This window comes from Segatella copri (genome assembly GCF_002224675.1).
In the GTDB taxonomy this organism is placed as follows: Bacteria; Bacteroidota; Bacteroidia; order Bacteroidales; family Bacteroidaceae; genus Prevotella; species Prevotella copri_U.
The window spans coordinates 257,982-277,821 of the sequence record NZ_NMPZ01000001.1 but is presented as its reverse complement, the minus strand read 5'-3'; the positions used below and the strand labels follow the sequence as shown (position 1 = coordinate 277,821).

20 protein-coding genes and 2 pseudogenes are annotated in these 19,840 nt (G+C 39.0%); 13 read left to right on the top strand and 9 right to left on the bottom strand.

Annotated elements, in window-relative coordinates; genetic code table 11:
* Nucleotides 1-627 precede the first annotated feature (627 nt).
* The 13 genes and pseudogenes from CFT61_RS01160 (at nucleotide 628) to CFT61_RS01100 (ending at nucleotide 10,038) form a co-directional block, all read left to right on the top strand.
* A complete protein-coding gene (locus CFT61_RS01160) occupies nucleotides 628-1,131 on the top strand; it encodes a hypothetical protein (RefSeq protein WP_089542656.1) in 504 nt (167 codons plus the stop codon).
* A gap of 260 nt (nucleotides 1,132-1,391) precedes the next feature.
* Nucleotides 1,392-1,622 (top strand): hypothetical protein, encoded by a 231-nt coding sequence (locus CFT61_RS17145; RefSeq protein WP_089542655.1) that lies wholly within the window; start codon nucleotides 1,392-1,394, stop codon nucleotides 1,620-1,622.
* A 217-nt stretch (nucleotides 1,623-1,839) separates the two neighbouring features.
* Complete coding sequence (locus tag CFT61_RS01150) at nucleotides 1,840-2,064, top strand: hypothetical protein (protein ID WP_089542654.1); 225 nt, start codon at nucleotides 1,840-1,842, stop codon at nucleotides 2,062-2,064.
* A 315-nt stretch (nucleotides 2,065-2,379) separates the two neighbouring features.
* Entirely contained in the window at nucleotides 2,380-2,544 is a 165-nt protein-coding gene (locus CFT61_RS16755) for a hypothetical protein (RefSeq protein WP_176425461.1), read from the top strand.
* Between the two features lie 457 nt (nucleotides 2,545-3,001).
* Nucleotides 3,002-3,268: pseudogene (locus tag CFT61_RS17505) on the top strand (RHS repeat domain-containing protein); the annotation flags it as partial.
* A gap of 224 nt (nucleotides 3,269-3,492) precedes the next feature.
* Nucleotides 3,493-4,011 (top strand): hypothetical protein, encoded by a 519-nt coding sequence (locus CFT61_RS01140; protein ID WP_142990524.1) that lies wholly within the window; start codon nucleotides 3,493-3,495, stop codon nucleotides 4,009-4,011.
* Between the two features lie 675 nt (nucleotides 4,012-4,686).
* Nucleotides 4,687-5,721, top strand: a complete 1,035-nt coding sequence (locus CFT61_RS01135; protein WP_089542652.1) for a hypothetical protein — start codon at nucleotides 4,687-4,689, stop codon at nucleotides 5,719-5,721.
* A 161-nt stretch (nucleotides 5,722-5,882) separates the two neighbouring features.
* A complete protein-coding gene (locus CFT61_RS01130) occupies nucleotides 5,883-6,308 on the top strand; it encodes a hypothetical protein (protein ID WP_142990523.1) in 426 nt (141 codons plus the stop codon).
* Nucleotides 6,309-6,339: 31 nt separating this feature from the next.
* Nucleotides 6,340-6,753, top strand: a complete 414-nt coding sequence (locus CFT61_RS01125) for a hypothetical protein (RefSeq protein ID WP_089542650.1) — start codon at nucleotides 6,340-6,342, stop codon at nucleotides 6,751-6,753.
* Nucleotides 6,754-6,860: 107 nt separating this feature from the next.
* Nucleotides 6,861-6,986 (top strand): annotated as a pseudogene (locus CFT61_RS17500) (recombinase family protein); the annotation flags it as partial.
* Between the two features lie 44 nt (nucleotides 6,987-7,030).
* A complete protein-coding gene (locus CFT61_RS01115) occupies nucleotides 7,031-7,663 on the top strand; it encodes an imm11 family protein (RefSeq protein WP_089542649.1) in 633 nt (210 codons plus the stop codon).
* A 793-nt stretch (nucleotides 7,664-8,456) separates the two neighbouring features.
* Nucleotides 8,457-8,945, top strand: a complete 489-nt coding sequence (locus CFT61_RS01105; protein WP_089542812.1) for an ORF6N domain-containing protein — start codon at nucleotides 8,457-8,459, stop codon at nucleotides 8,943-8,945.
* Nucleotides 8,946-9,006: 61 nt separating this feature from the next.
* Nucleotides 9,007-10,038 (top strand): hypothetical protein, encoded by a 1,032-nt coding sequence (locus CFT61_RS01100; RefSeq protein ID WP_142990522.1) that lies wholly within the window; start codon nucleotides 9,007-9,009, stop codon nucleotides 10,036-10,038.
* Nucleotides 10,039-10,331: 293 nt separating this feature from the next.
* On the opposite strand, the gene CFT61_RS01095 is transcribed toward CFT61_RS01100, so the two are convergent.
* The 9 genes from CFT61_RS01095 to CFT61_RS01055 all read right to left on the bottom strand — a co-directional run bounded on the left by CFT61_RS01095 (nucleotide 10,332) and on the right by CFT61_RS01055 (nucleotide 19,767).
* Nucleotides 10,332-11,402: a DUF6371 domain-containing protein gene (locus CFT61_RS01095; protein ID WP_089542646.1), complete on the bottom strand. Its 1,071-nt coding sequence runs from the start codon at nucleotides 11,400-11,402 to the stop codon at nucleotides 10,332-10,334.
* Nucleotides 11,403-11,487: 85 nt separating this feature from the next.
* Nucleotides 11,488-12,882 (bottom strand): YfjI family protein, encoded by a 1,395-nt coding sequence (locus CFT61_RS01090; protein ID WP_089542645.1) that lies wholly within the window; start codon nucleotides 12,880-12,882, stop codon nucleotides 11,488-11,490.
* 11 nt (nucleotides 12,883-12,893) lie between these two features.
* Nucleotides 12,894-13,262, bottom strand: coding sequence for a helix-turn-helix domain-containing protein (locus CFT61_RS01085; RefSeq protein WP_089542644.1), 369 nt, complete (start codon nucleotides 13,260-13,262; stop codon nucleotides 12,894-12,896).
* 99 nt (nucleotides 13,263-13,361) lie between these two features.
* Nucleotides 13,362-14,156: a hypothetical protein gene (locus CFT61_RS01080; RefSeq protein WP_089542643.1), complete on the bottom strand. Its 795-nt coding sequence runs from the start codon at nucleotides 14,154-14,156 to the stop codon at nucleotides 13,362-13,364.
* Nucleotides 14,157-14,319: 163 nt separating this feature from the next.
* Entirely contained in the window at nucleotides 14,320-15,426 is a 1,107-nt protein-coding gene (locus tag CFT61_RS01075; RefSeq protein ID WP_089542642.1) for a site-specific integrase, read from the bottom strand.
* A gap of 124 nt (nucleotides 15,427-15,550) precedes the next feature.
* Complete coding sequence (locus CFT61_RS01070) at nucleotides 15,551-16,483, bottom strand: helix-turn-helix domain-containing protein (protein ID WP_089542641.1); 933 nt, start codon at nucleotides 16,481-16,483, stop codon at nucleotides 15,551-15,553.
* Between the two features lie 310 nt (nucleotides 16,484-16,793).
* Nucleotides 16,794-18,212, bottom strand: coding sequence for a tRNA uridine-5-carboxymethylaminomethyl(34) synthesis GTPase MnmE (gene mnmE / locus CFT61_RS01065; protein ID WP_089542640.1), 1,419 nt, complete (start codon nucleotides 18,210-18,212; stop codon nucleotides 16,794-16,796).
* 55 nt (nucleotides 18,213-18,267) lie between these two features.
* Entirely contained in the window at nucleotides 18,268-19,140 is an 873-nt protein-coding gene (locus tag CFT61_RS01060) for a nucleoside phosphorylase (protein WP_089542639.1), read from the bottom strand.
* 183 nt (nucleotides 19,141-19,323) lie between these two features.
* A complete protein-coding gene (locus CFT61_RS01055; RefSeq protein WP_089542638.1) occupies nucleotides 19,324-19,767 on the bottom strand; it encodes an RpiB/LacA/LacB family sugar-phosphate isomerase in 444 nt (147 codons plus the stop codon).
* Nucleotides 19,768-19,840: the final 73 nt, after the last annotated feature.

Genomic DNA, 19,840 nt, shown 5'->3' with positions numbered 1-19,840 from the left:
TCGTTTGGCTGATGAACAACTTAAATTGTCAACAACTCAGTCTGTAATAAAAGATTTGGCTTCTCAAACGGGATTACAACTCAGTTTGGACAAGGATAACAAGTTGCAATATGCTAAAAATGATGAAGGAAAACCTATTGTTAATAAGATTACCAACAAAAAAGGAAAAGAAATAGATGCAGGAAGTAAAACTGCAAGGAATTTCTTGATAAAAATGATTGACAACAAAACCGAGATAGAAGTATCCTATCATGCTAAACGTACTGTTACATCTGGAACTCAAATAGGTCTCAGTTTTGAGCAAATCAGTAATATGGTTAAAGGTGCTGTTGGTGTAGATGGCAATACGCTTGGTTTTGGCATGACCTTCTTACATGAACTTCATCATACAACAATAGGTGGAGACTATCATGATTCTACAGAACTTTTTGGAACTGGACCAGTTGTTGATAACATGAATATAATCCGCAATGAACTCAACAAACAAGGGTTTAATTATGGAGAAAGGTTAAATTATAAAGCGATCCATACAAAAGAAGGTAATATTATTCCTTTTAATGAATCGGCTTTAACTTCGTTGAAGTACAATAGTTCCATGGGGAAAAAGGCTCATTATATTAAAACAAAATGAGAATCATTATGAGAATATTCTTTTTGATGTGCATTTTGGGGGCTTCTTTGACGATAGCAGCTCAGAATATCATTTATGGTAATAAAAATGAGCAGAGAGCTATAAATATGGCATTTGATATTCTGCAAGTTTATTACCATTCAAAAGAACTGTGTGTTTCAGATTCGATTTATGATCTTGATTGGGATATTTTTTCAGATATGGTTGATACTCAGACCAAACAAATTCTCTGGTCTTATCGAATAGAGAAAAAATTTATTTGGAACGCTCCAACATATTCTGAAGCTTTATTATCTATATTCGGTCCTGAAACTTGTGATTCTTGTATGTATATAGCAAATTTTTCGGAGCCATATAAAGGAATGATAAGATGCGACATCCTACCAAAAGATAAAATGGTTGGCATTTATGGATCGCCTGTTATTTCGGCTTTTCTATTTAAATACAATAATAGAGGAGAAATTTATCAGAGCTATAAAGCTGAAGTCAATATAGACTAATTAAAATTCTTTCAAAAAGGGATTGTGTGAAATGGCACAGTCCATTTTTATAAGATATTATACAAAGGTCTTTGTATGCCCAATTGTATGATTGCAACCCTCTCCATCTTCATCACATTCCCATAAAGGTCTTTATTCCATAAAAGTTGTTATAAATGCTGCGAAAATTCTTGATTGTGACATTCCAACCGTAACTTTGCCAGTTCAAACAAATTAAATCATATCAAAATGTAGTAGAATTATAAAAAATCAGCAACAAAATGGAACACAAGAAACAGACCGGGCATGTCTGCCGATGGATGGTTTTTGGCATAACGATTGTCACCATCGTCGTAGGATGTACCATAGTAATCGACCTATTTGAATGGCGCGACAGAAGCAGGATGGAGAGCAGGAACGCAGAGACACACCTTTGGCGTAAAAACGTGTATGACTTGAATATGCGTGTCGCCAAGTTATCTCTGCTTGGTGAGACATGGAAAAAACGTTAGACATATTATTGTGCGTTTTCTGATTATGCTGCAAATCAACGCAATAAATTCAATAGCCAATCGTTCTTTAGCTATAACATAAAAATAGAAGCAATATGAAAGTATCAACAAAACAAGGTTTTAAACCACCTTAAAATTCAGCAGGGCTTAACAGAGGATATTTCCCTTGTATCTTTGAAAGTTTTTCCATATAAAATCCAAGCACTACGGGTTAGAGATGATTTATCCAGACGAGGAGAAGATTACTTACTCTTACAATCTCGGTGGTCAGCTTGAGAAGGTGCATGGCTATAAATCTTACGGCTACGACTATGTGAGCAAGATTGGCTACGACAAGTTTGAGCAGCGCACATATTTGAAGTATTGCAATGGTGCGGAGACGTTCTACACCGTAAGTTATCATGCTTACATACCTTTACTAAAATTTAAAATATTGTTATGAACAAAATAATAAAAATATTATCAAGCATAATTTGTTTTGTTTGCTTCGTCATTCATGATTGGATCGATTATTTTAATGGTTTTTTGTTTTTTTTGCCAAATCTTCCAGAATCATTAATATCTGAAAAAAAGTGGGAAAAAATATTACGCAAATTAATCAAAAAATCATAACATTATGAATGTGAACTAACCAGTCTTTTTAGGGGATATTGATTAGGGCACGAAAAACCGCAAAGAAATTTTTAGGTATCACTGAAAATTCCAAAAGAGTCCAAAGACAAAGCAATTCAACTTGTTCAGTTCTCCTTCAGGGCTGATGTGCAAGCGAGAGAGTCGTATGTACGACGATGAGTCAGCATGGCATAACAAGTTCTACAAGGAAGTAACCTCCAAGGTTGACGAAGACATTTTCAAACCGCTCTATACAACAGAGCGAGAGGATAATCGTGTCGGGTGTCCTCCTGAACGGGCTCCGTTATAAGTTCCAGCTATGGAATCCAAGCTAACTCTGTTTCCCAAAACTGCCGTATATTCTTCATGCTTATCAGCACACCTGCCTCCAGCGTAATGAGGCTGGCGAACGAGTGTCGTCACGAATGGTAAGAACAGGTAAGTCCGTTCTCTTTTCCACAAGCACTTCGAAAGCTTTTTGGATGGAAAGCAACAACTGCTCGATGTCCTTGTTGGTCTCCACTGCTTCCTTGCTCTTGTTCTCCTTTGGCTGCTTTAGAGCTTTATGTTAATAAAACTACAATCACAGCAATAAAACTATTAATTTTACGTTCTTTTCAAAAAGGGGGTTGTGCAATAGTGGCTTAAAGGCTAAAAGCACTACCTTTGAATGCTGTTAAATATGGTAATGTTCAAAGTCACAATTTGTGATTTTGGAAAAATGAATATAGAATATGACAGATAAAATAGAAAAAAAGGAGGCAACCTTTGCAGTGCCGTACAATGGCAAGGACAACAACGACTATGTGGACGGCAAGGGTTTCTGCTGCAATGACGGGAGCTTGGAGGCTGCTCAGACACGAGCTTTAGCAAGAGCTGCAAAGAATAACTTCCAAGAGGGCGACGCATACGAGATGATGCAGTTCTACTACCACCCAGACCATTTGGGTTGCAGTAGTTATATCACCAACCTTGATGGCGAGGTGGTACAGCATATCGAATATGTTCCTTTTGGTGAAGTGTTGTATTCAGAAAGCGAGTCTTATTCCTATATGAATAATCGGGGGCAAAGAGTCATGGAAACTCTAAGCAAAGAAGAAGCAGCAACTGTTGGTTTAAATCATGTAAAAAAGAATGATATTACAGAAAATGACATTCGTAAAGATCAAGGATTACATCCACGAGGAGCATACTAATTTAAAAACAAGTCATTGGATGGAATTTATCCAGCCAATGGCTATTATAAAGACAAATGATTATGTTCAGACTATTTTTAATTATTAGCCTATTATTTACTATAGGCTCGTGTTCTAATACACGTCAAGATAAAAACAATCTCAAAATATCATCGCTATCAAACCATCTTCAAAAGAAGGGAAAATCTATAATCTTAGTTATGGATTTTGGAGATTCCGATTATCAAATAATTGAATATTGCGACACGATATTAACATATGGGATAGGATATGTTAAAAATGCAAATACAATATCAAATAATAATATTGTATGGAATTCATCATATCCCCTTATTAGAAGGAAACTTGCTGTTACCCAACAAGAAACAATACAAAATGCAATTTCTAAATTAAAAACGTGTTCATATTTTGATGCAAATATAGCTAAGGATAATGTTAAATATACATTATATGTGAATTATCATAAAGTGGCTTCTGGGTATAAGGCATTTATTGAGAATTTTCCTAATGATATACAGACTGTTATCAAAGAAATGTTGTTATTAGCTTCACCGCTTTATTATAAAAATCATAAATCATGAGTTAGACTGGGATTAAAGCACTGTGTTTAGCAATAAACGTTATAGTTAGTAATGTTAAAAAATAACTTGCGCAGAAATTCTGCGATGATAGCCTACTATTGCTAAATAGCACACGAGAAAAGTTGCGCAAGGAGAGTGTAAGCTAACTGTGTCATGCTATCACTGTTATAGTTTAATGCAGTTTATTTGCATTTTGTTCAGTATAGTTTTCCCACTTCTACACCCGGCAACAAGTAGCAGAAATCATCGAATTTCTGGATGAACCATAAAAAATCACCCTGAAAGGGAATGCATACAACACTCTATACATATCCCTTTCAGGGTGAGTTAATAAAACTACAATCACAGCAATAAAACTATTAATTTTACGTTCTTTTCAAAAAAGGGGTTGTGCAATAGTGGCTTAAAGGCTAAAAGCACTACCTTTGAATGCTGATAAATATGGTAATGTTCAAAGTCACAATTTGTGATTTTGGAAAAATGAATATAAATATGACAGATAAAATAGAAAAAAAAGGAGAGCAGCTAACTGTGTATATCACATAGGTGCATCCATTAAGGACTTAGGCAAAAAGCTGTTTGGCTTCTCCAAGATGGAGATATTATTAAGGCGCATCGCCAGTAAACGTCCTTTGTTATTTGATCCAAAATAGAACACTTTAAAACGGAGGTAGAATGGAAAAATATAGAAAATTTATAGGTAAGAAAGTTGTAATAGTACTTAGTCTTTTGTGCTATTTAATGGCTTGTATATTTACGCCATTCTACTATTCTAATATGCCACCAACCGAAAATTATTTATTTGGGAGTCTGTTTTGCTTACTTTTGGGATGGGCAGGAATACTCTTTCATGAAGGATTTTTGAAAGTCTACTTCTTGGCATGGTATTCTAAAATAACATACGTTTTTGCGATTAGGTCCTTGATAAAAGATAAATATAAGTGTTTCTTAACATTGAGTTCTATTACATTTGGATTGAGTCTTTTGTTTGCTTTTTGCCCTGAGGCTAAAATAGACGAATCTGGTCATACACAAATGATTACTATGGCAGCAGGTTACTACCTGTGGGTTGGAAGTTTCTTTGTATTATTAATTGGTGGGTTATATGTCCTGTTTGTACAAAATAGGCAAGGGGATAAAAGGCTGATGAATGATGGACGGATGAAAAGCAAGCAGCAAATATTCTTTCTAACGAAAGCGGATATAGTCAAGATGATGTCTATGGTTGAAATAAGAATTCCAATAGAATATACCCTGATGGGGGCATTTAAACAGAAGGCGATAAGAAGAGAAAACATCATATCAATTTTTTCTAAACTTGGTCATACAGGCTATGCCAATTGGATTTCTTTGGATAATAGATACATGGTACTCCCCTTAAATAATGAGGTGAAGTATAGAATTATGAAACAAAGAAATGGCTCTTTTCATTACATCGTAGATCTTGCATCTAATCCTACAGGTGTTGAGTTAAGTACTGGAGGAATATACGACAATGCAGAAAATGTTTTAATCGCAGGTCGTGTTGCTGTCTTTACTGATAGCTCAATCGAAGCCATGCAAATCTATAAAGTAATATTGAGAGCTATGAATAAATGTTTTACCAGGAAAAATAACATCTTTGTATCTCAAGAGGTGTTATCTTTATTGGAAGATGGATGGCGATTAACATGTAATTATAATGCGCCTTGTGAAAATGATTTCAAATAATATATCTTGCAAATTTCAACTTTGCTATAAATAAACTTCGGAAGGAGAAATATGAATTCACTATGTTTATGTGTAAAAGAATAAAATTTTGGCTTTGCAAACTTCTCTATTCCCATAGGAAAAAGTCTTGTTGCATTTCCTTTTCATCAAAAGGTTTCAAGGTGATAACTCTCTATCGGATTTTTGAGGGATACCAAGTAGAAGATAAACCAATTATCTTTCTTCCTGCTACAGCATCCGAGGAAGAATTGGCCAATGCGATATTTTTCTGTTTGGGTAAAAGTAGTATGATCATACGAACTTCAATAAATTCCACATCCGCTTATCTGAAGTTTATTAAAGAACGTTCGTTAAAAAGTTACTATCAACAATCCGTGGCTTGCATAGTAAAGTTGAATGTTCAAACAGGCATAATTCATTTAGAACTTTGGCAACAAGCTGATGATGGTAGAGGAATGACTCCTTGTCATGAACAGAGCCTTATGGCATTTGATGTAAAAGGCAATAGTCAACTTCTCGCCAAATATGTCAAGGAAATCTTAAGTGAAAGATTAGCTTTGAAAAAGGATAAGGTAACTATGGAATAAATAATAAGAATTGTAGAATGAGAATAAATAAATGAAACAGATTAAATTAGCTTTTGTACTTTTAACAATAATGATAGTTCTTGGTAATTGTACCTTTAAAAACCGTACAACTACCACTAAGATGTGTCTCGAAGATTTGGATATGAATGTTCAAGACACACTAAGAAATCTGCCTGTTGATTCTTTTGGCTGTCATCCTGATTTGATAGACTTAACAGGACATTATAAATTGATAATAAAAGAATTTGGTCCGTGGTGTTATGCGCAAAAACTAACAAACATAGAAACAGGAAAATATTATTGGTTCGATTATAGTACTCCACGACCTATTCTTGTTACAGCCAAAGAAATAATATTTCCTACAGAATATAATTTAATAAATAGCAGTAGAAGGATGGAATTAACAGACACGTTTAACATCATAGATAATCAATTAGAGCCATAACCGTAATGCACCTGCTTGGAATTTAGCTCTTTTAGTTACCTTGTTTCTTGTTACTATTAATTCAAGTAATTATGAACATAGGTACACATTTTAGCGGACAACCGATGTATGGGCAGATAATAGATTTGCTCAGCAAGAGATACTCCATTCGGTATGTGGCGAAGTTGAGTGGTAAACGAGTAAGTACGGTACAACGAGTGAAGCAATTACTAAAAGTACAATTATCGCAATAATACTATTGATTTTACGTTCTTTTCAAAGAAAGGGGTTCAAAAAGATGGAAAAAAAATATTATATTTTACAGAAAGAGGCATACAGCATATATCCGCAAGTCGATTGCTTGTCTGTATTCCAAGCACAACAAATCAGTTCTTGGAAAATATTTTCGGGCATAAAGCCAAAGTTAAGTTTTCGTTTGAAAAAGAAAGCAAAGTTTACAGATGTCTTAAGTTCTACAGCAGGTCCATTTACTGATTTTTTAATCAGTTCCAAAGTCAAAGAGATAATTGATAGTTCACATGTCATGCAACATCAGTTTTTTGAAGCATCTATTAAAACAAATGACCAAGAATATGAGTACTATTGGCTGCACTTATCACAACCAAATCTTGTAGATGCTTTAAATTACGAAGAATCAGAGTTTTACCAAACAGAATGGGAATTTCTAAATAAAGGGCCAATAAAAATAAAGTCGTATGAGCACTATATGAAGTTAAAAGCGAAAGACGAAGATGGTTCATTTGGTGTTTCATTAAATAAAATCGTATTAAAAGAAAATTTTGATAGGTCTTTAGATTTATTTTTTTTACTGCCTTTCGATTTTAATATCTATGTGTCGGAGGGTTTAAAGGATAAATTAGAAAGCAGTGGTGTAACAGGAATTTCTTTTTCTAATTCGATTACATTTTAACACTGTTATTCTTGTCATTGAGCGTGTGAAATAAACTGGGTTAGGCTATAATATTATGGTTTAACACAGTTTATTTGCATTTTATCTTTCCTTCCTCAGAATGTAATTCTATCTTTTATCTATTTGGGGTTCATTGCCAAACGAATCTATCAGAATAAAATATGGTTGGCATCCTTCACCTTGTAGAAGGTATGCTCACCGCTTTAAGGATGCACAAGCATCAGGATGTTGTAGTCAAGCACTTGGAATGTTCCTCTTAACCTTTCCTGTTTGTTCTACTTTTCATTGTATGACTGTATCAACAGATAGGTACCATCAGCATTTAATGTGAGTGTTGTTTCAACATTAGGTGGTAACACTCCGTTATAAGTTCCAGCTATGGAATCCAAGCTAACTCTATTTCCCAAAACTGCCGTATATTCTTCAAGCTTATCAGCACACCTGCCTCCAGCGTAATGAGGCTGGCGAACGAGTGTCGTCCCGAATGGTAGGAACAGGGTAAGTCCGTTCTCTTTTCCACAAGCACTTCGAAAGCCTTTTGGATGGAAAGCAACAACTGCTCGATGTCCTTGTTGGTCTCCACTGCTTCCTTGCTCTTGTTCTCCTTTGGCTGCTTTAGAGCTTTATGCTAATAAAACTACAATCACAGCAATATCTTTGTTAATTTTACGTTCTTTTCAAAAAAAGGGTTGTGCAATAGTGGCTTAAAGGCTAAAAGCACTACCTTTGAATGCTGTTAAATATGGTAATGTTCAAAGTCACAATTTGTGATTTTAAAAAAATGAATATAAATATGACAGATAAAATAGAAAAAAAAGAGAGCAGCGAACTGACCACAGAAAGTGACCAGTTGGTTGGTGTTGACAATATAGAGCCTCTAATAAAAATCATTAGAGGACAACAAGTTATGCTTGACCGTGACCTTGCCACACTTTATGGCGTTGAAACAAAGCGTCTTAATGAGCAAGTAAAACGTAATATTAAACGATTTCCTGAAGATTTCATGTTTCAATTGACCAAGGACGAATGTTTAAGGTCGCAAATTGCGACCTTAAACGAAGGACGCGGACAACATTTGAAATACATGCCTTACGTATTTACTGAAAACGGAGTCGCTATGCTTAGTAGTGTTTTACGTTCTGACACTGCGATTGAGGTGAATATTCGAATAATGCGAGCTTTCACTTCAATGCGTCACTTTCTACAGAACAATGCCGAAGTGTTTCAGCGTCTCTTCCTCTTGGAATACCATCAATTGGAAATGCAACATATCTATTTTTGACTTTATGTGCCTTTTAATGGCACGAAATTTATTTGTGTATAATCATTATTTGGTGGAAAATATGGTAAAAAAGATAATTTTATTATTGGTGGTCATTTTGCACCTTTGTGGTTGCAATCAAAAAGTCCAATGCACAGAAACCTCTGAGAATGACAGCATAGCGGAATTTTTCAGGAAGTTTTATGTTGGCTGTAATGACTATTATGCTCAAAGAGTTAATGTCGATGATTCTAAAGGCAAAGCCTACTGTCAAGCTTTGCAAGACGATTTTGTATCATTCCTCAAAAACTTCTGCTGTGATGATATTGTTGCTGACGTTAATAGGATGAATTTTGATATATATGGGTGCGATATAGATACCCTTAATGATAGTGTATTTGGTTCTTTGTATGTGGAAAAGATGAAATATGACAAGAATGTTTATATAGTGCATCTGCAAACAGATTCCCTACATATTCAAAGACCATATACACTTACCAAACAGGGTGGAAAAATGAAAATCTCTGCCATTGGCAAACGCAAACTTCCCATGGTATTTTGTAATGACACATTATGGATAAAGGATTGTCCTCAATGTATTGATGAATTTAATAAATGGCATGGAGTTGCTATCTCAACCAATTATGATGTAGTTGATAGCTTAAAGCTCGCTAAAGATTTTAGGGTGGCAATTTTGTCTCCTAATTTTGATAGTTGGAAAGATGCTCCTATACCTCCGATTTGCTCTGATCGTCTCTTGCTTGTTGAGTATAAAAATAAACAGGAGGTTTATGATAATGTGATAGGCAATGGAGAGCCTACTGGAGGGTGGTTACCATATGAAATGCTGGTTAAACCATGGAAAGACAAAACTACGGATTTTGTAGAACGCAGTGACTTCATTCTTTCATATGGTGATGGTAATGGGTACAAGATTTATTATACAATAGGTATCAAAATGATAGAAGGTAAGGCTTATGTGACGGGCATAAAGTGGGAAGAACATGACTCTGGACTTTTATTTCGCAAACAAATCGTACAAGAGTATGATGGCAAGCAAATGCCTTTATCTTCATATAGTAGGTGTATGCCTTGGGAGTTGTCGCAAGAATAGGAATCATTAATCGATGACATATATAGTAGAAAGAAAAAATTGGCTTTTTCTACTCATTCCATGTAAAACGTTTTATCATATGACATGCATATATATACGACAGTAAATCAATGAATCTATACGACAGTAAGTCATCATATATGCAATTCTCTGCTTACCGATAGGTTGATTCAGATACTCGACTTTGGAGAGTATCTACCGATAGGCAAGTGCTTTCGAGAGTAACTCGAAAGGTTTTGAGTAACTCAAAACATAACTTGCTATCGTCAGATACCTCGATTTTTCAAATCATCTCAGAGTCTGAAACCACGTTGCCTTTTAGGAGTGCGGAAACGTGGTTGAGGCTCGTCAATAATTTCGAGTTTGAAGACATCTATCAACTTCCGAATGGCAGGATTCTGTTTGATGAGGGCTTGAAGTTTTGCTTCTGCAGGCTTGATTTTGAGCAAATAATCAGCAATGTCCAAGCCTTTAGCTTTATCTTCTTCGCAGGCTTGATGCTCTAAAAAGTCGAAAAGTGTTGCACGGATGCCGAGAACTTGCATCATTGGCAGCTTATCTTGCCAAACTGTTGTCGCTCCCAAATCAGGGAATAAGACCACATCTCTGTTTTTCAGAACAGATAACGACTTCGTGTTAAAGCAACCATTCTTACCACCACTTGCTATCCATAAGAATTGAGGAAGATAGTAGGAGGCTATCAAGGCTGTCTTCTCACTTTCAACCAATGCTATAGGCTTGGTCTTGTCTTTATTTATAAGATGTTCGCCAAAGAAGCATTGACAGAGATTGAAATCCTTGTGGGGGATAAGCGAGTGTACCCATGAAATATGGTTGTATGGTTCTTTTACTCGCTTACCTGTCTCGGGATAATAGAGCATTACCTTACCAGTTCTCACCTTACCTTGATTGTCAACTTGCCAAAATACCGTGGCACCTGTCCAGTGTTTGGAAGTTCCGACATGATATTTCTCCATCAAAGAAAGAGTAGCTGTTTCACCGAATTGAGAAGATAGAAACAAGAAAAGGTTGTTCGCCTCATAACATTTCTGAGAACTTCGCATGATGTTCTCGTCTATATAAGAAGTGGGTAATGGCTTCGGCATTTCTCTCTTCTTATATGAAATAGTCTCATCCTTTGTGAATGTCTCATTCTTTTCGGGATTCTTCTCAAAAAAATCCTTGGGAGTGAAGTGATAACCACAACTTTGCTCATGGTTGCAGCGACCCACGTAAGGAGGAAACTCAATCTTCCCTTCTGTGTCAATATATCGGGCGAAGCTACGTTTCTTATGACATTCTGGACATGTATGTCGGGTAGCGATGCCTTTGTATGGCTCTAATATGAATCTATGTGTACTCATTTCATTTCTTTTTTATGTGGCGGTTCTGTCGGTTTTGTCGCTTTTGGTATTAAAACCGTCAAAAGCGACAAAACCGACAATACCGTCACGAGTTAATCTTTGAATATTCTCCATGCTTCTCTTTGCGAAATAGGACTCCGATGTTATCATTCAGAAATCTTTCCAATGTCCTTGACTTCATGTCGTTCTCTTTGGCGACATCATGAGCTTGGGCTGTAGTGAATGTTGCAGGAAGATGGTTGACGATTGCTTGTTGTTGAGCGGTGAGCATATTCTCGTTGAGGATATTTTGTACTGATATGGCAGAGTTCTTGAAATAATCTGTCAATCGGATGGCTCGCTCTACACTCAGCAGGTCGATGGCTTCCTTATCACATTCTCCACACGTCCATCGTGCCAATTGAATAATCAGACAGAAACGGATGATGTATATCTCCAACTTGCAATAGATGCTGACAATGGTATCATTTGTTTCATTGTCGCATTGCTCGGAGAAATGATGCTGCCATTCATAGAGCCTTGCCTTAGCTTCTTCAGTGAATGATAAGACATGAGGCTCGATTTCCTGTTGCTCATTTATTGGACACTCCATATCAATAAGGTGTTGAATGATGGCTTGCCAATCTCGCTCTATATTATCGGGCAACTCTCGGTCACTCCATCTCGCTTTCTGCTGAAGGTTAGGCATGACGAACAAAATGCGATCGATGAAGCCGTTGCTGGAGCGTTCGCCTTTCGCCAACTCACTAAGTATCTTCTTTTGGATGGTTCCGATTACTGAGATATAGGGGCGTTTAATGAAAATGGAACTCTTGGAACTTCTTCTGTCTGATATGGTTGTCTTGGCGCTAAAGACAGATAACCAGAACTGTTCCTCTGAACCATTGTTATAGCGGTTGAAGTTCTTGAACCATGCAGATAGCTCGTCTGTCCATAGGCATAAACCCCTCTTGTTCTGCGCATGAATATAGCTCAAGCCTTCTGGTGTGACATCAGAGACCAAGAAACGTTTGCGTACAGGTTCTTGCGGAAATCCATCCTCTCCATTTTCAATGCGTTCCTTGCGAGACATGCACATCTTTTCCTCAAACTTACTGTATTGCTCCTCGAACAACTTGTTTTGCTCATAGTCGTAATCGAGGAATGGCTTCATAGCGAAGCTAAGTGGGTGGCTCTTGTTGGCTCCTGGTCTTCCGATAAGAGCCATGTATAAGATAGGACTTTCAAGCCAACCTTGTTTCATCTGTGCCAAGTGCGTGTTGCCGATACCAACAGCCAATGCTGTGAGTATGGCTGCTGATATATAGTCGGTAGGAAAACTGTGGCATTCGTGGACCTCCTTGATGATTCTCTGAATCTTGGCAGGAAAGATGCTTACGGGAAACAGGCTTCCTGATAGGCGAGTACCCATATCAATAGCCTTATCCATGATAATCATTGGATTGATGGAAGTTTCCTTATTGTTATTTAAAGCTGTCATTTGGCATAGAGTTAAAAATTATACATTGACTTGGGTTTGCGCTTCATTCCACCTTGCATGGCTTTTAGCATTTCAGAATGGTTCTGCTCCTTGGTAGCTTTTCGACCATTCTCAATCCATGCAAGCAGCTCATCCTTATAGAAGTATAGCTTCTTACCTTTTTTATAGGATGGTAGAATGCCTTGGTTAACCAATCGATAAATGGTTGGCTTCGACTTCATTATAATAATAGCAGCCTCATCAATCTCAACCAATATATGGTTATTTGCTGATGATGTAGGTTGAAGTGCTGATACCATTTGCTTCAACTCGATAACTTGTTCTGTTAAATAAGATACCGCTTGTGGTAACTTATCAAAGGTGATACTTTCATTTATCATATCTGTTCATTTTTTATTATTCGGGTACAAAGTAAATGAGTTATGTAATGGGGATAAATATCACTGAGATATAAACTCTGAATAACCGCTCAATGCTTATCAGCAACAATAATTTGTCTTGATTCCGCCTTGAACATCTAAGCTTGGTAGTAATTCAATGATGCAGGTACCTTCCATTCTTAACTTCCTTATAATAGTGGATATTTCCACATCAACCAGCGCATCAGCAAAAACTTGTTTTATAAAGGTTGCTGTATCAATGCCTTTCTTCTTGAAGAGATTTCCTATATTCCAAGCATAATGCATTAAGTCTATAGTGCGAATAGCCTTATCAACAATCAATGAATGATGTCTCATGTGTGTAGAGGCACAACACTGGAAAATAGCGATGTTGTCACAAAGTTGGTTCAAATGCTCCTCTTTCATGTAGGCAGCAAAAGTTCTTCTGGTATAATCGATAGCTGAGTTTAACAAGACCTTTTCCTTTTTGGCTTTGTCTTCCAATGCTTCCTGTCTCAACTGTTCATAGCTTGTAATACAAGAAGAGGCTTCATCTGCATAGACGAAAGTTACATCTTCCAGGTTTAGCTCTTCTCCCTCATCATATGTATTTGTTTCATTGATGGCAATAGAAGACAGACGCTTTCTTTCTGTATTGTTTACTGTATTACAAAAGATATGCTTAAACCATGGGGCAAGCAATCGTACGATACTATCTAATGCATGGAGATAAACAACCATCAGTATGGTGGTTGAGATAACGAACGTCAAGTTGCAGCTAAAGGTGTCTACACCATATTGCATAGCTTCGTTGCGAACAAGTGCACCAATGATAGACATTGCACACAAAACCAATAAATGCTGTGTCATAAATTCTTTTTTAAACTGTTTCATATTGCGTATTATTAATCATTTGTGGCGCAAAAATAGGAAAAACAGCAGAAACTGACACGTGAGTCACGCGTGACTCACGTAAAACTTTTAGGAGCCTTTAACTAAAAAGCCCGATATTGAACATTTTTTCAATATCGGGCACCATGAAATGAATGCAATGGTTTTATTTAAGAGAAATCTTATTTGCTGTCTCTCTTTTCTTTGCGTTCACGAGGTCGGCATATATCTGTGTTGTGCTTACATTCTTATGGGTAAGCATCTTCGAAACCGTGTAAATGTCTGTGCCTAAGGCGATTTGGATTGTTGCATACGAGTGCCGGAAGCAATGGAATGAAAATGGCTTGGTGATTCCTGCCTTCTTCAACCATGCTTTAAGGGGATGGTTAATCATGCTGCGCTTCAATCCCTTGAACACGATACCCGTGCTTGGTTCACCACATAGTTCGTATGCCTCGTTGCTGATAGGCAAGGTTGCCTCGGTCTGAGTCTTCTGGGTACGAATACGCAAGCAATAGCCTTGGTCGGGAGCTATCTCGAAGTCTTCCCAACGCAATTTTAAGATGTCGCTGATTCGCAATCCAGTGAGGCAAGCAAAGAGGGAGGCAGACTTCAGTACAGGTATATCGCAAGGAGTAGCTGCCAACTGCTTTACTTCATCGAGGGTAAGAAACTCCTTCTTTACATCTTGTGGCTCAATCTTGTCCAGATAGTCATTGATGTTCTCACGCAGCCACTTGTCACGATAGGCGATTTTTAAGAGACCACGGAAAGTAGAGTAGTAACCTGCTGCAGAGTTGAGAGATACCTTTTGTTTTGTTCGATTCAACTGATTTGCATTCAGAAGATACTCTCTGAACTTTTTGCAAAGTTCCACTGTCACATCCCCAAATGTACAATGACCTTGAACAAATTTGAAGAAATGCTTGTAGACACATGTCCACTTGTCATCTTTCTTATGTGTCATCTTCTCAAAGTATGCCAAAAAATCAGCTTTCTGTCGTGTTTTGTCCAAAAAACCAAATTCTTCATTGATGAGTGATTGGGTTCTGATACAACGGATGGCCTCTGCTTTGTTGAGCATATCTGTATTAAACTCACGTTCCATCTCATTCTTTGGATGAGCATAGATATAGATACCTAAATATTCCCTGCGACTCATTTGCATAGTCTCAGGGTTGCGTACTGGTGGATAGAAATCCAAATAAAGAGAAATACGGTCGTTTTTAATCGCTCTTTGGCGAAGAGAAACTCTTGTACATGTATTTACCATGATGTTTACTTTTTATAATGTGATACTTATGTTTCATATATGATCCTGTATTAAGAGATCTTTGAAATCGATTGCAAAATAATAGAGTTATGTAATGGGGTACAACTTAACCTTTTGATAACCACTAAATAACCTTAGGCTTGCCGATAGCTTTCTCTAAATCTCGCTTGGAAATCTTGATATACTTGCCAATCTTCACCTTTTCAATAGCGTATTTCTTGATACGCTTATAAATCTGGTCCTGACTTAAACCATACAACTTCATGGCCTCCGGTATTGTATAATAAAGTTGGTCTTCTACGGATTCACCTTTTGCCAATTGTACATGACGCTTGGAATACAGAACATTGTTACCTTCCATTTTTCTTGGAATAGCATTGTGACTAACGAAACTATATACGGCTGTTTTCGTCATACAATATTTCTGTTGAATGTCCATAACAGTCATCCATTCACTGATGGTTGGATCTGGAGACAGGTGTGCAAAATAATCATCCACCTCTTTCTTGTTCCAATATACTCTTCCTTGTATGGATATTCTTGAAATCTTGACTTTCTTGACTATCTCATAGATGGCCGTCTCGTAAGTGTTGTGGACTTCTGCAATTTCCTTGGCAGAGTAATATTCTGGAACAGGTAGCTCTCGGTTTGCATGAACTGCTTCTTTTGAAGCACTTTTTTTTGTGGTGTATGGCAAACTATCAACAAGATAATCTATATCTCGCTTTCTGATTAAAGATAAACGAGAAGTAATCTTGGATGCTCGCAACTTACCACTATACACCATATTATATATGGTCTGTCTGCTTAGTCCCAAAAGTATAGCGACCTCTTGAATAGTGAGGTATTCTTTCACGAGGATTTCAGACATGGATTTCTCGGAAGCTTTTCGGTGGCTCATTGTCTCAGCCATCTTTACTTTCTCCTCACGTTTTGCTGCCTTATAGGCATAACTGTTGCATTGCTTGGAGCAATAACGAGTTGTGGATTTTGATGCATAAAAGCTCTTCCCACAATACTCGCAAATTTTTAGAATTCTTTCTTTGCTTGCTGTCATTTGTACGCTTTTTATACTTTTTTACTTAATTTATTGTAGAAAAAGTCGTCTGTCATTACTCCGTTTATTTTCAATAGTCTTATATCATCGTCCATCATTGTCCAAAACTCTCGGCAATCTTGCACTCATTTGCCAAAAATGGAGTCTCAAATTATTACTTTTGAAAAGTGGAGGTACAAGAGCGGTACAAAAAGGTGCTAAAAAAGCCTTATCATTGATTATAACCAATAGTAAGGCTAAAAAGAAAGGTGCTCATTTTGAGCACCTTAACTATCATTTATTGTCGATATTAATCGTTGTTTATCACGACTTACTTCCCCACGCAGAAATGCTTGAAGATGTTGTTCAGTGTTTCCTGGCTGCTGATCTGGCCGCCGGTGATTTCTCCCAGCTCCTCCAGTACCATTTTCAAATCCTCGGCGATGATGTCGCCGCTCATTCCCATTTCCATCGACTCCAATACTCGGGAGAGGGAATCCTGGGCACGGAGAAGAGCCTCGTAGTGGCGGGCACTCGTAATGATGACGTCGTTCTCGGTAATCTCCGGAATATCAGCGGCTTTTACTAATGCCTGCTCCAGGGATGAAACGTTCTCGCCCGTGCGGGCACTGATAAAGAGTGGGGATTCTGCTTCAGTGGATTCTGTTTCGCAGGAATCTGAACCGCAGGAATGGGTGAACTTATCGAGCTCAAGCTTTTCATCCTCCAGCTTATCCATCTTATTGAATACCACCAGCTGCTTCTTGCCCTGGTTCTTCTGCTTCATCTCCTCGATTTCTGAGACCGATGGCTGCTCGTCCAATAGCCAGATTACAATCTTCGCCTCTTCCATCTTCTGGAAGGTGCGCTCTATTCCGATGTTCTCTACCACATCATCCGTCTTGCGGATTCCTGCCGTATCTATGAAGCGGAAGGTGATTCCGTCGATGAGGGTGGTGTCTTCGATTACGTCTCGGGTGGTTCCGTGAATGTCGCTCACGATGGCTTTTTCCTCGTGGAGCAGACGGTTGAGCAGGGTGCTCTTGCCCACATTCGTCTTGCCTACGATGGCTACGGCTACTCCCTGCTTCAGGGCGTTGCCGGTCTCGAAGGAGTGGGCGAGGGTGGTAATCTTATGATTGATTTCTTCGGCTAGTGCCTGGAGATCGCTGCGGTCGGCAAACTCCAGTTCCTCGTGGTCGCTGAAGTCCAGCTCTAACTCCAGGAGCGAAGTCATCTTTAATAATTTTTCGCGCAGCAGGGAGAGTTCGTTACTGAAGTGACCCTTCAGTTGGCTAAGCGCCATCTTGTGGGTTGCCTTGTTGGTAGAGGCGATGAGATCGGCTACTGCCTCTGCCTGCGAGAGGTCCATCTTGCCGTTGAGATAGGCACGACGGGTGTATTCGCCGGGTTCTGCCTGGCGACATCCTACCTCCGTAAAGCGATGGAGAACCTGCTGAAGAATGTACCGGCTGCCGTGACAGGAAATTTCGGTGGAATTCTCGCCTGTATAACTGTGGGGTGCACGGAACACGCTCACCAGTACATCATCGATGGTGTTGCCATCCTTATCCTTGATTTCTCCATAATGCAGGGTGTAGGGCTTGGCTTCTTCCAGGGATTTGCCGTTGGCTGACTGGAAGATTTTGTCGGTGAGGGTAATGGCGTCGGAGCCGCTGAGTCGGATGATTCCGATTGCACCGCCAGCTGGGGTTGCCAGGGCGCAGATACATTCTTCTTGATTCTTCATTCTTTCTTGTTTATTTTAAAGCTTTTGCCCTTTCAGGGCGTATTGCTGCAATGAACTAGATTCTATCTAATACAACTTTTATCAAGTTGTCGATGGTGCTCTTATAGCCTGTGTTGGCACTGAGGGCACGGCGATTGGCGATGACCATGCAGCAGGTGAGTGCCTTATGGCCTAAGAGGAGAGAAAGACCAGCCAGGGCAGAACTCTCCATCTCAAAGTTGTTGACGCGCAAGCCTTTATACTCGAATGCTTCAATCTTCTGGTTAAGCTCCGGGTCGGCAAGCGGGGCACGGAGCTCTCTGCCCTGAGGACCGTAGAATCCGCCGCAGGCGATGGTGATTCCGCGAACCATGTCGTCGCTGGCAATCTGATTGAGCAGTTCCGGGTCGTTGTTCACGCAGTATGGATTGCCAATCTGGTCGTTCCACTTCACCTGGCGCTTGAATTCAGCCTCGGTCTCGAGGTCGCAGATTTCGTTGCGGCGGGCATAGAAGTTGATGAGTCCATCGAAACCGATGCTCTTCTGTGAAGCGACGAAGGTTCCGGCAGGACAGTTGAGCTGCAAGCCGCCGCAGGTTCCGATGCGCACGAGGGTGAGGGTGGTGTGCTCCGATTTTTCGGTGCGGGTAGCGAAATCGATGTTCTTCAGCGCATCCAGCTCGTTGACCACGATGTCGATGTTGTCGCATCCGATTCCGGTGCTCTGCACGGTGATTCTCTTGCCCTTATATGTACCGGTGATGGCGTGGAATTCTCGGCTGGAAACCTCGCACTCCTGGGTCTCGAAATGGGATGCTACGAGGGCTACTCTGCCTGGGTCGCCTACGAGGATTACCTTGTCAGCCACCTGCTCCGGGCGCAGATGAAGGTGGAAGCAACTTCCATCCTCATTGATGATGAGTTCTGACTCTGCAAAATATTTGCTCATAATCTTTATGTTTTGATGGTTATAAATTATTATATGAAGAGATGGGGGAGTTAAAAGGAGTAAAGGAGCTAAAGGAGTTAAGACAACAGTCTTTTGGGCGTAGTTTTAAGCTACATGACAATCGTCTTAACTCCTTAACTCCTTTAACTCCTTTAACTCCTTAAAATTCCTTTAACTCCTTCCTTACTTCTGAACAGGAATCTTCTTGACGCGGCGCTCATGACGGCCACCCTCGAAGGTAGTAGCGAAGAACTCGTCGAGGATAGCCTCGGCGGTCTTGTTGTCGATGAAACGTCCTGGAAGTACCAATACATTGGCATCATTGTGCTGACGAACGAGATGAGCAATCTCCTTGCACCATGCCAAACCGGCACGTACACCCTGATGCTTGTTCAAAGTCATGGCGATTCCCTCGCCACTGCCGCAAATGCCGATACCTGGATAAACCTCGCCGCTCTCAATGCCTTCGCCGAGCGCATGGCCGAAGTCAGGATAGTCAACACTCGCATCGCTGTATGTACCGTAATCCTTTACAGGATAACCCTTCTTCTCCAAATATTCCAATACGAACTGCTTCAATGGAAAACCTGCATGGTCGCATGCAATACCAACTGTCTTTACTTCCATAATACTTTAAATTTTTAAGTGAAGAAACCGGGGTAAACCCTTATCCTTCACAAGGTTAATATTAAAAGAGTGA

Bases quoted from the DNA above. Each gene is read 5' to 3' on its own strand.
- CFT61_RS01150 (WP_089542654.1), top strand. From the start codon at position 1,840: ATGATTTATCCAGACGAGGAGAAGATTACTTACTCTTACAATCTCGGT.
- CFT61_RS01090 (WP_089542645.1), bottom strand. From the start codon at position 12,882: ATGACAGCTTTAAATAACAATAAGGAAACTTCCATCAATCCAATGATT.
- CFT61_RS01100 (WP_142990522.1), top strand. From the start codon at position 9,007: ATGGTAAAAAAGATAATTTTATTATTGGTGGTCATTTTGCACCTTTGT.
- CFT61_RS17145 (WP_089542655.1), top strand. From the start codon at position 1,392: ATGGAACACAAGAAACAGACCGGGCATGTCTGCCGATGGATGGTTTTT.
- CFT61_RS16755 (WP_176425461.1), top strand. From the start codon at position 2,380: ATGTGCAAGCGAGAGAGTCGTATGTACGACGATGAGTCAGCATGGCAT.
- CFT61_RS01140 (WP_142990524.1), top strand. From the start codon at position 3,493: ATGTTCAGACTATTTTTAATTATTAGCCTATTATTTACTATAGGCTCG.
- CFT61_RS01080 (WP_089542643.1), bottom strand. From the start codon at position 14,156: ATGAAACAGTTTAAAAAAGAATTTATGACACAGCATTTATTGGTTTTG.
- CFT61_RS01075 (WP_089542642.1), bottom strand. From the start codon at position 15,426: ATGGTAAATACATGTACAAGAGTTTCTCTTCGCCAAAGAGCGATTAAA.
- CFT61_RS01070 (WP_089542641.1), bottom strand. From the start codon at position 16,483: ATGACAGCAAGCAAAGAAAGAATTCTAAAAATTTGCGAGTATTGTGGG.
- CFT61_RS01160 (WP_089542656.1), top strand. From the start codon at position 628: ATGAGAATCATTATGAGAATATTCTTTTTGATGTGCATTTTGGGGGCT.
- CFT61_RS01105 (WP_089542812.1), top strand. From the start codon at position 8,457: ATGACAGATAAAATAGAAAAAAAAGAGAGCAGCGAACTGACCACAGAA.
- CFT61_RS01095 (WP_089542646.1), bottom strand. From the start codon at position 11,402: ATGAGTACACATAGATTCATATTAGAGCCATACAAAGGCATCGCTACC.
- CFT61_RS01085 (WP_089542644.1), bottom strand. From the start codon at position 13,262: ATGATAAATGAAAGTATCACCTTTGATAAGTTACCACAAGCGGTATCT.
- CFT61_RS01115 (WP_089542649.1), top strand. From the start codon at position 7,031: ATGGAAAAAAAATATTATATTTTACAGAAAGAGGCATACAGCATATAT.
- CFT61_RS01135 (WP_089542652.1), top strand. From the start codon at position 4,687: ATGGAAAAATATAGAAAATTTATAGGTAAGAAAGTTGTAATAGTACTT.
- CFT61_RS01125 (WP_089542650.1), top strand. From the start codon at position 6,340: ATGAAACAGATTAAATTAGCTTTTGTACTTTTAACAATAATGATAGTT.
- CFT61_RS01060 (WP_089542639.1), bottom strand. From the start codon at position 19,140: ATGAGCAAATATTTTGCAGAGTCAGAACTCATCATCAATGAGGATGGA.
- CFT61_RS01055 (WP_089542638.1), bottom strand. From the start codon at position 19,767: ATGGAAGTAAAGACAGTTGGTATTGCATGCGACCATGCAGGTTTTCCA.
- mnmE (WP_089542640.1), bottom strand. From the start codon at position 18,212: ATGAAGAATCAAGAAGAATGTATCTGCGCCCTGGCAACCCCAGCTGGC.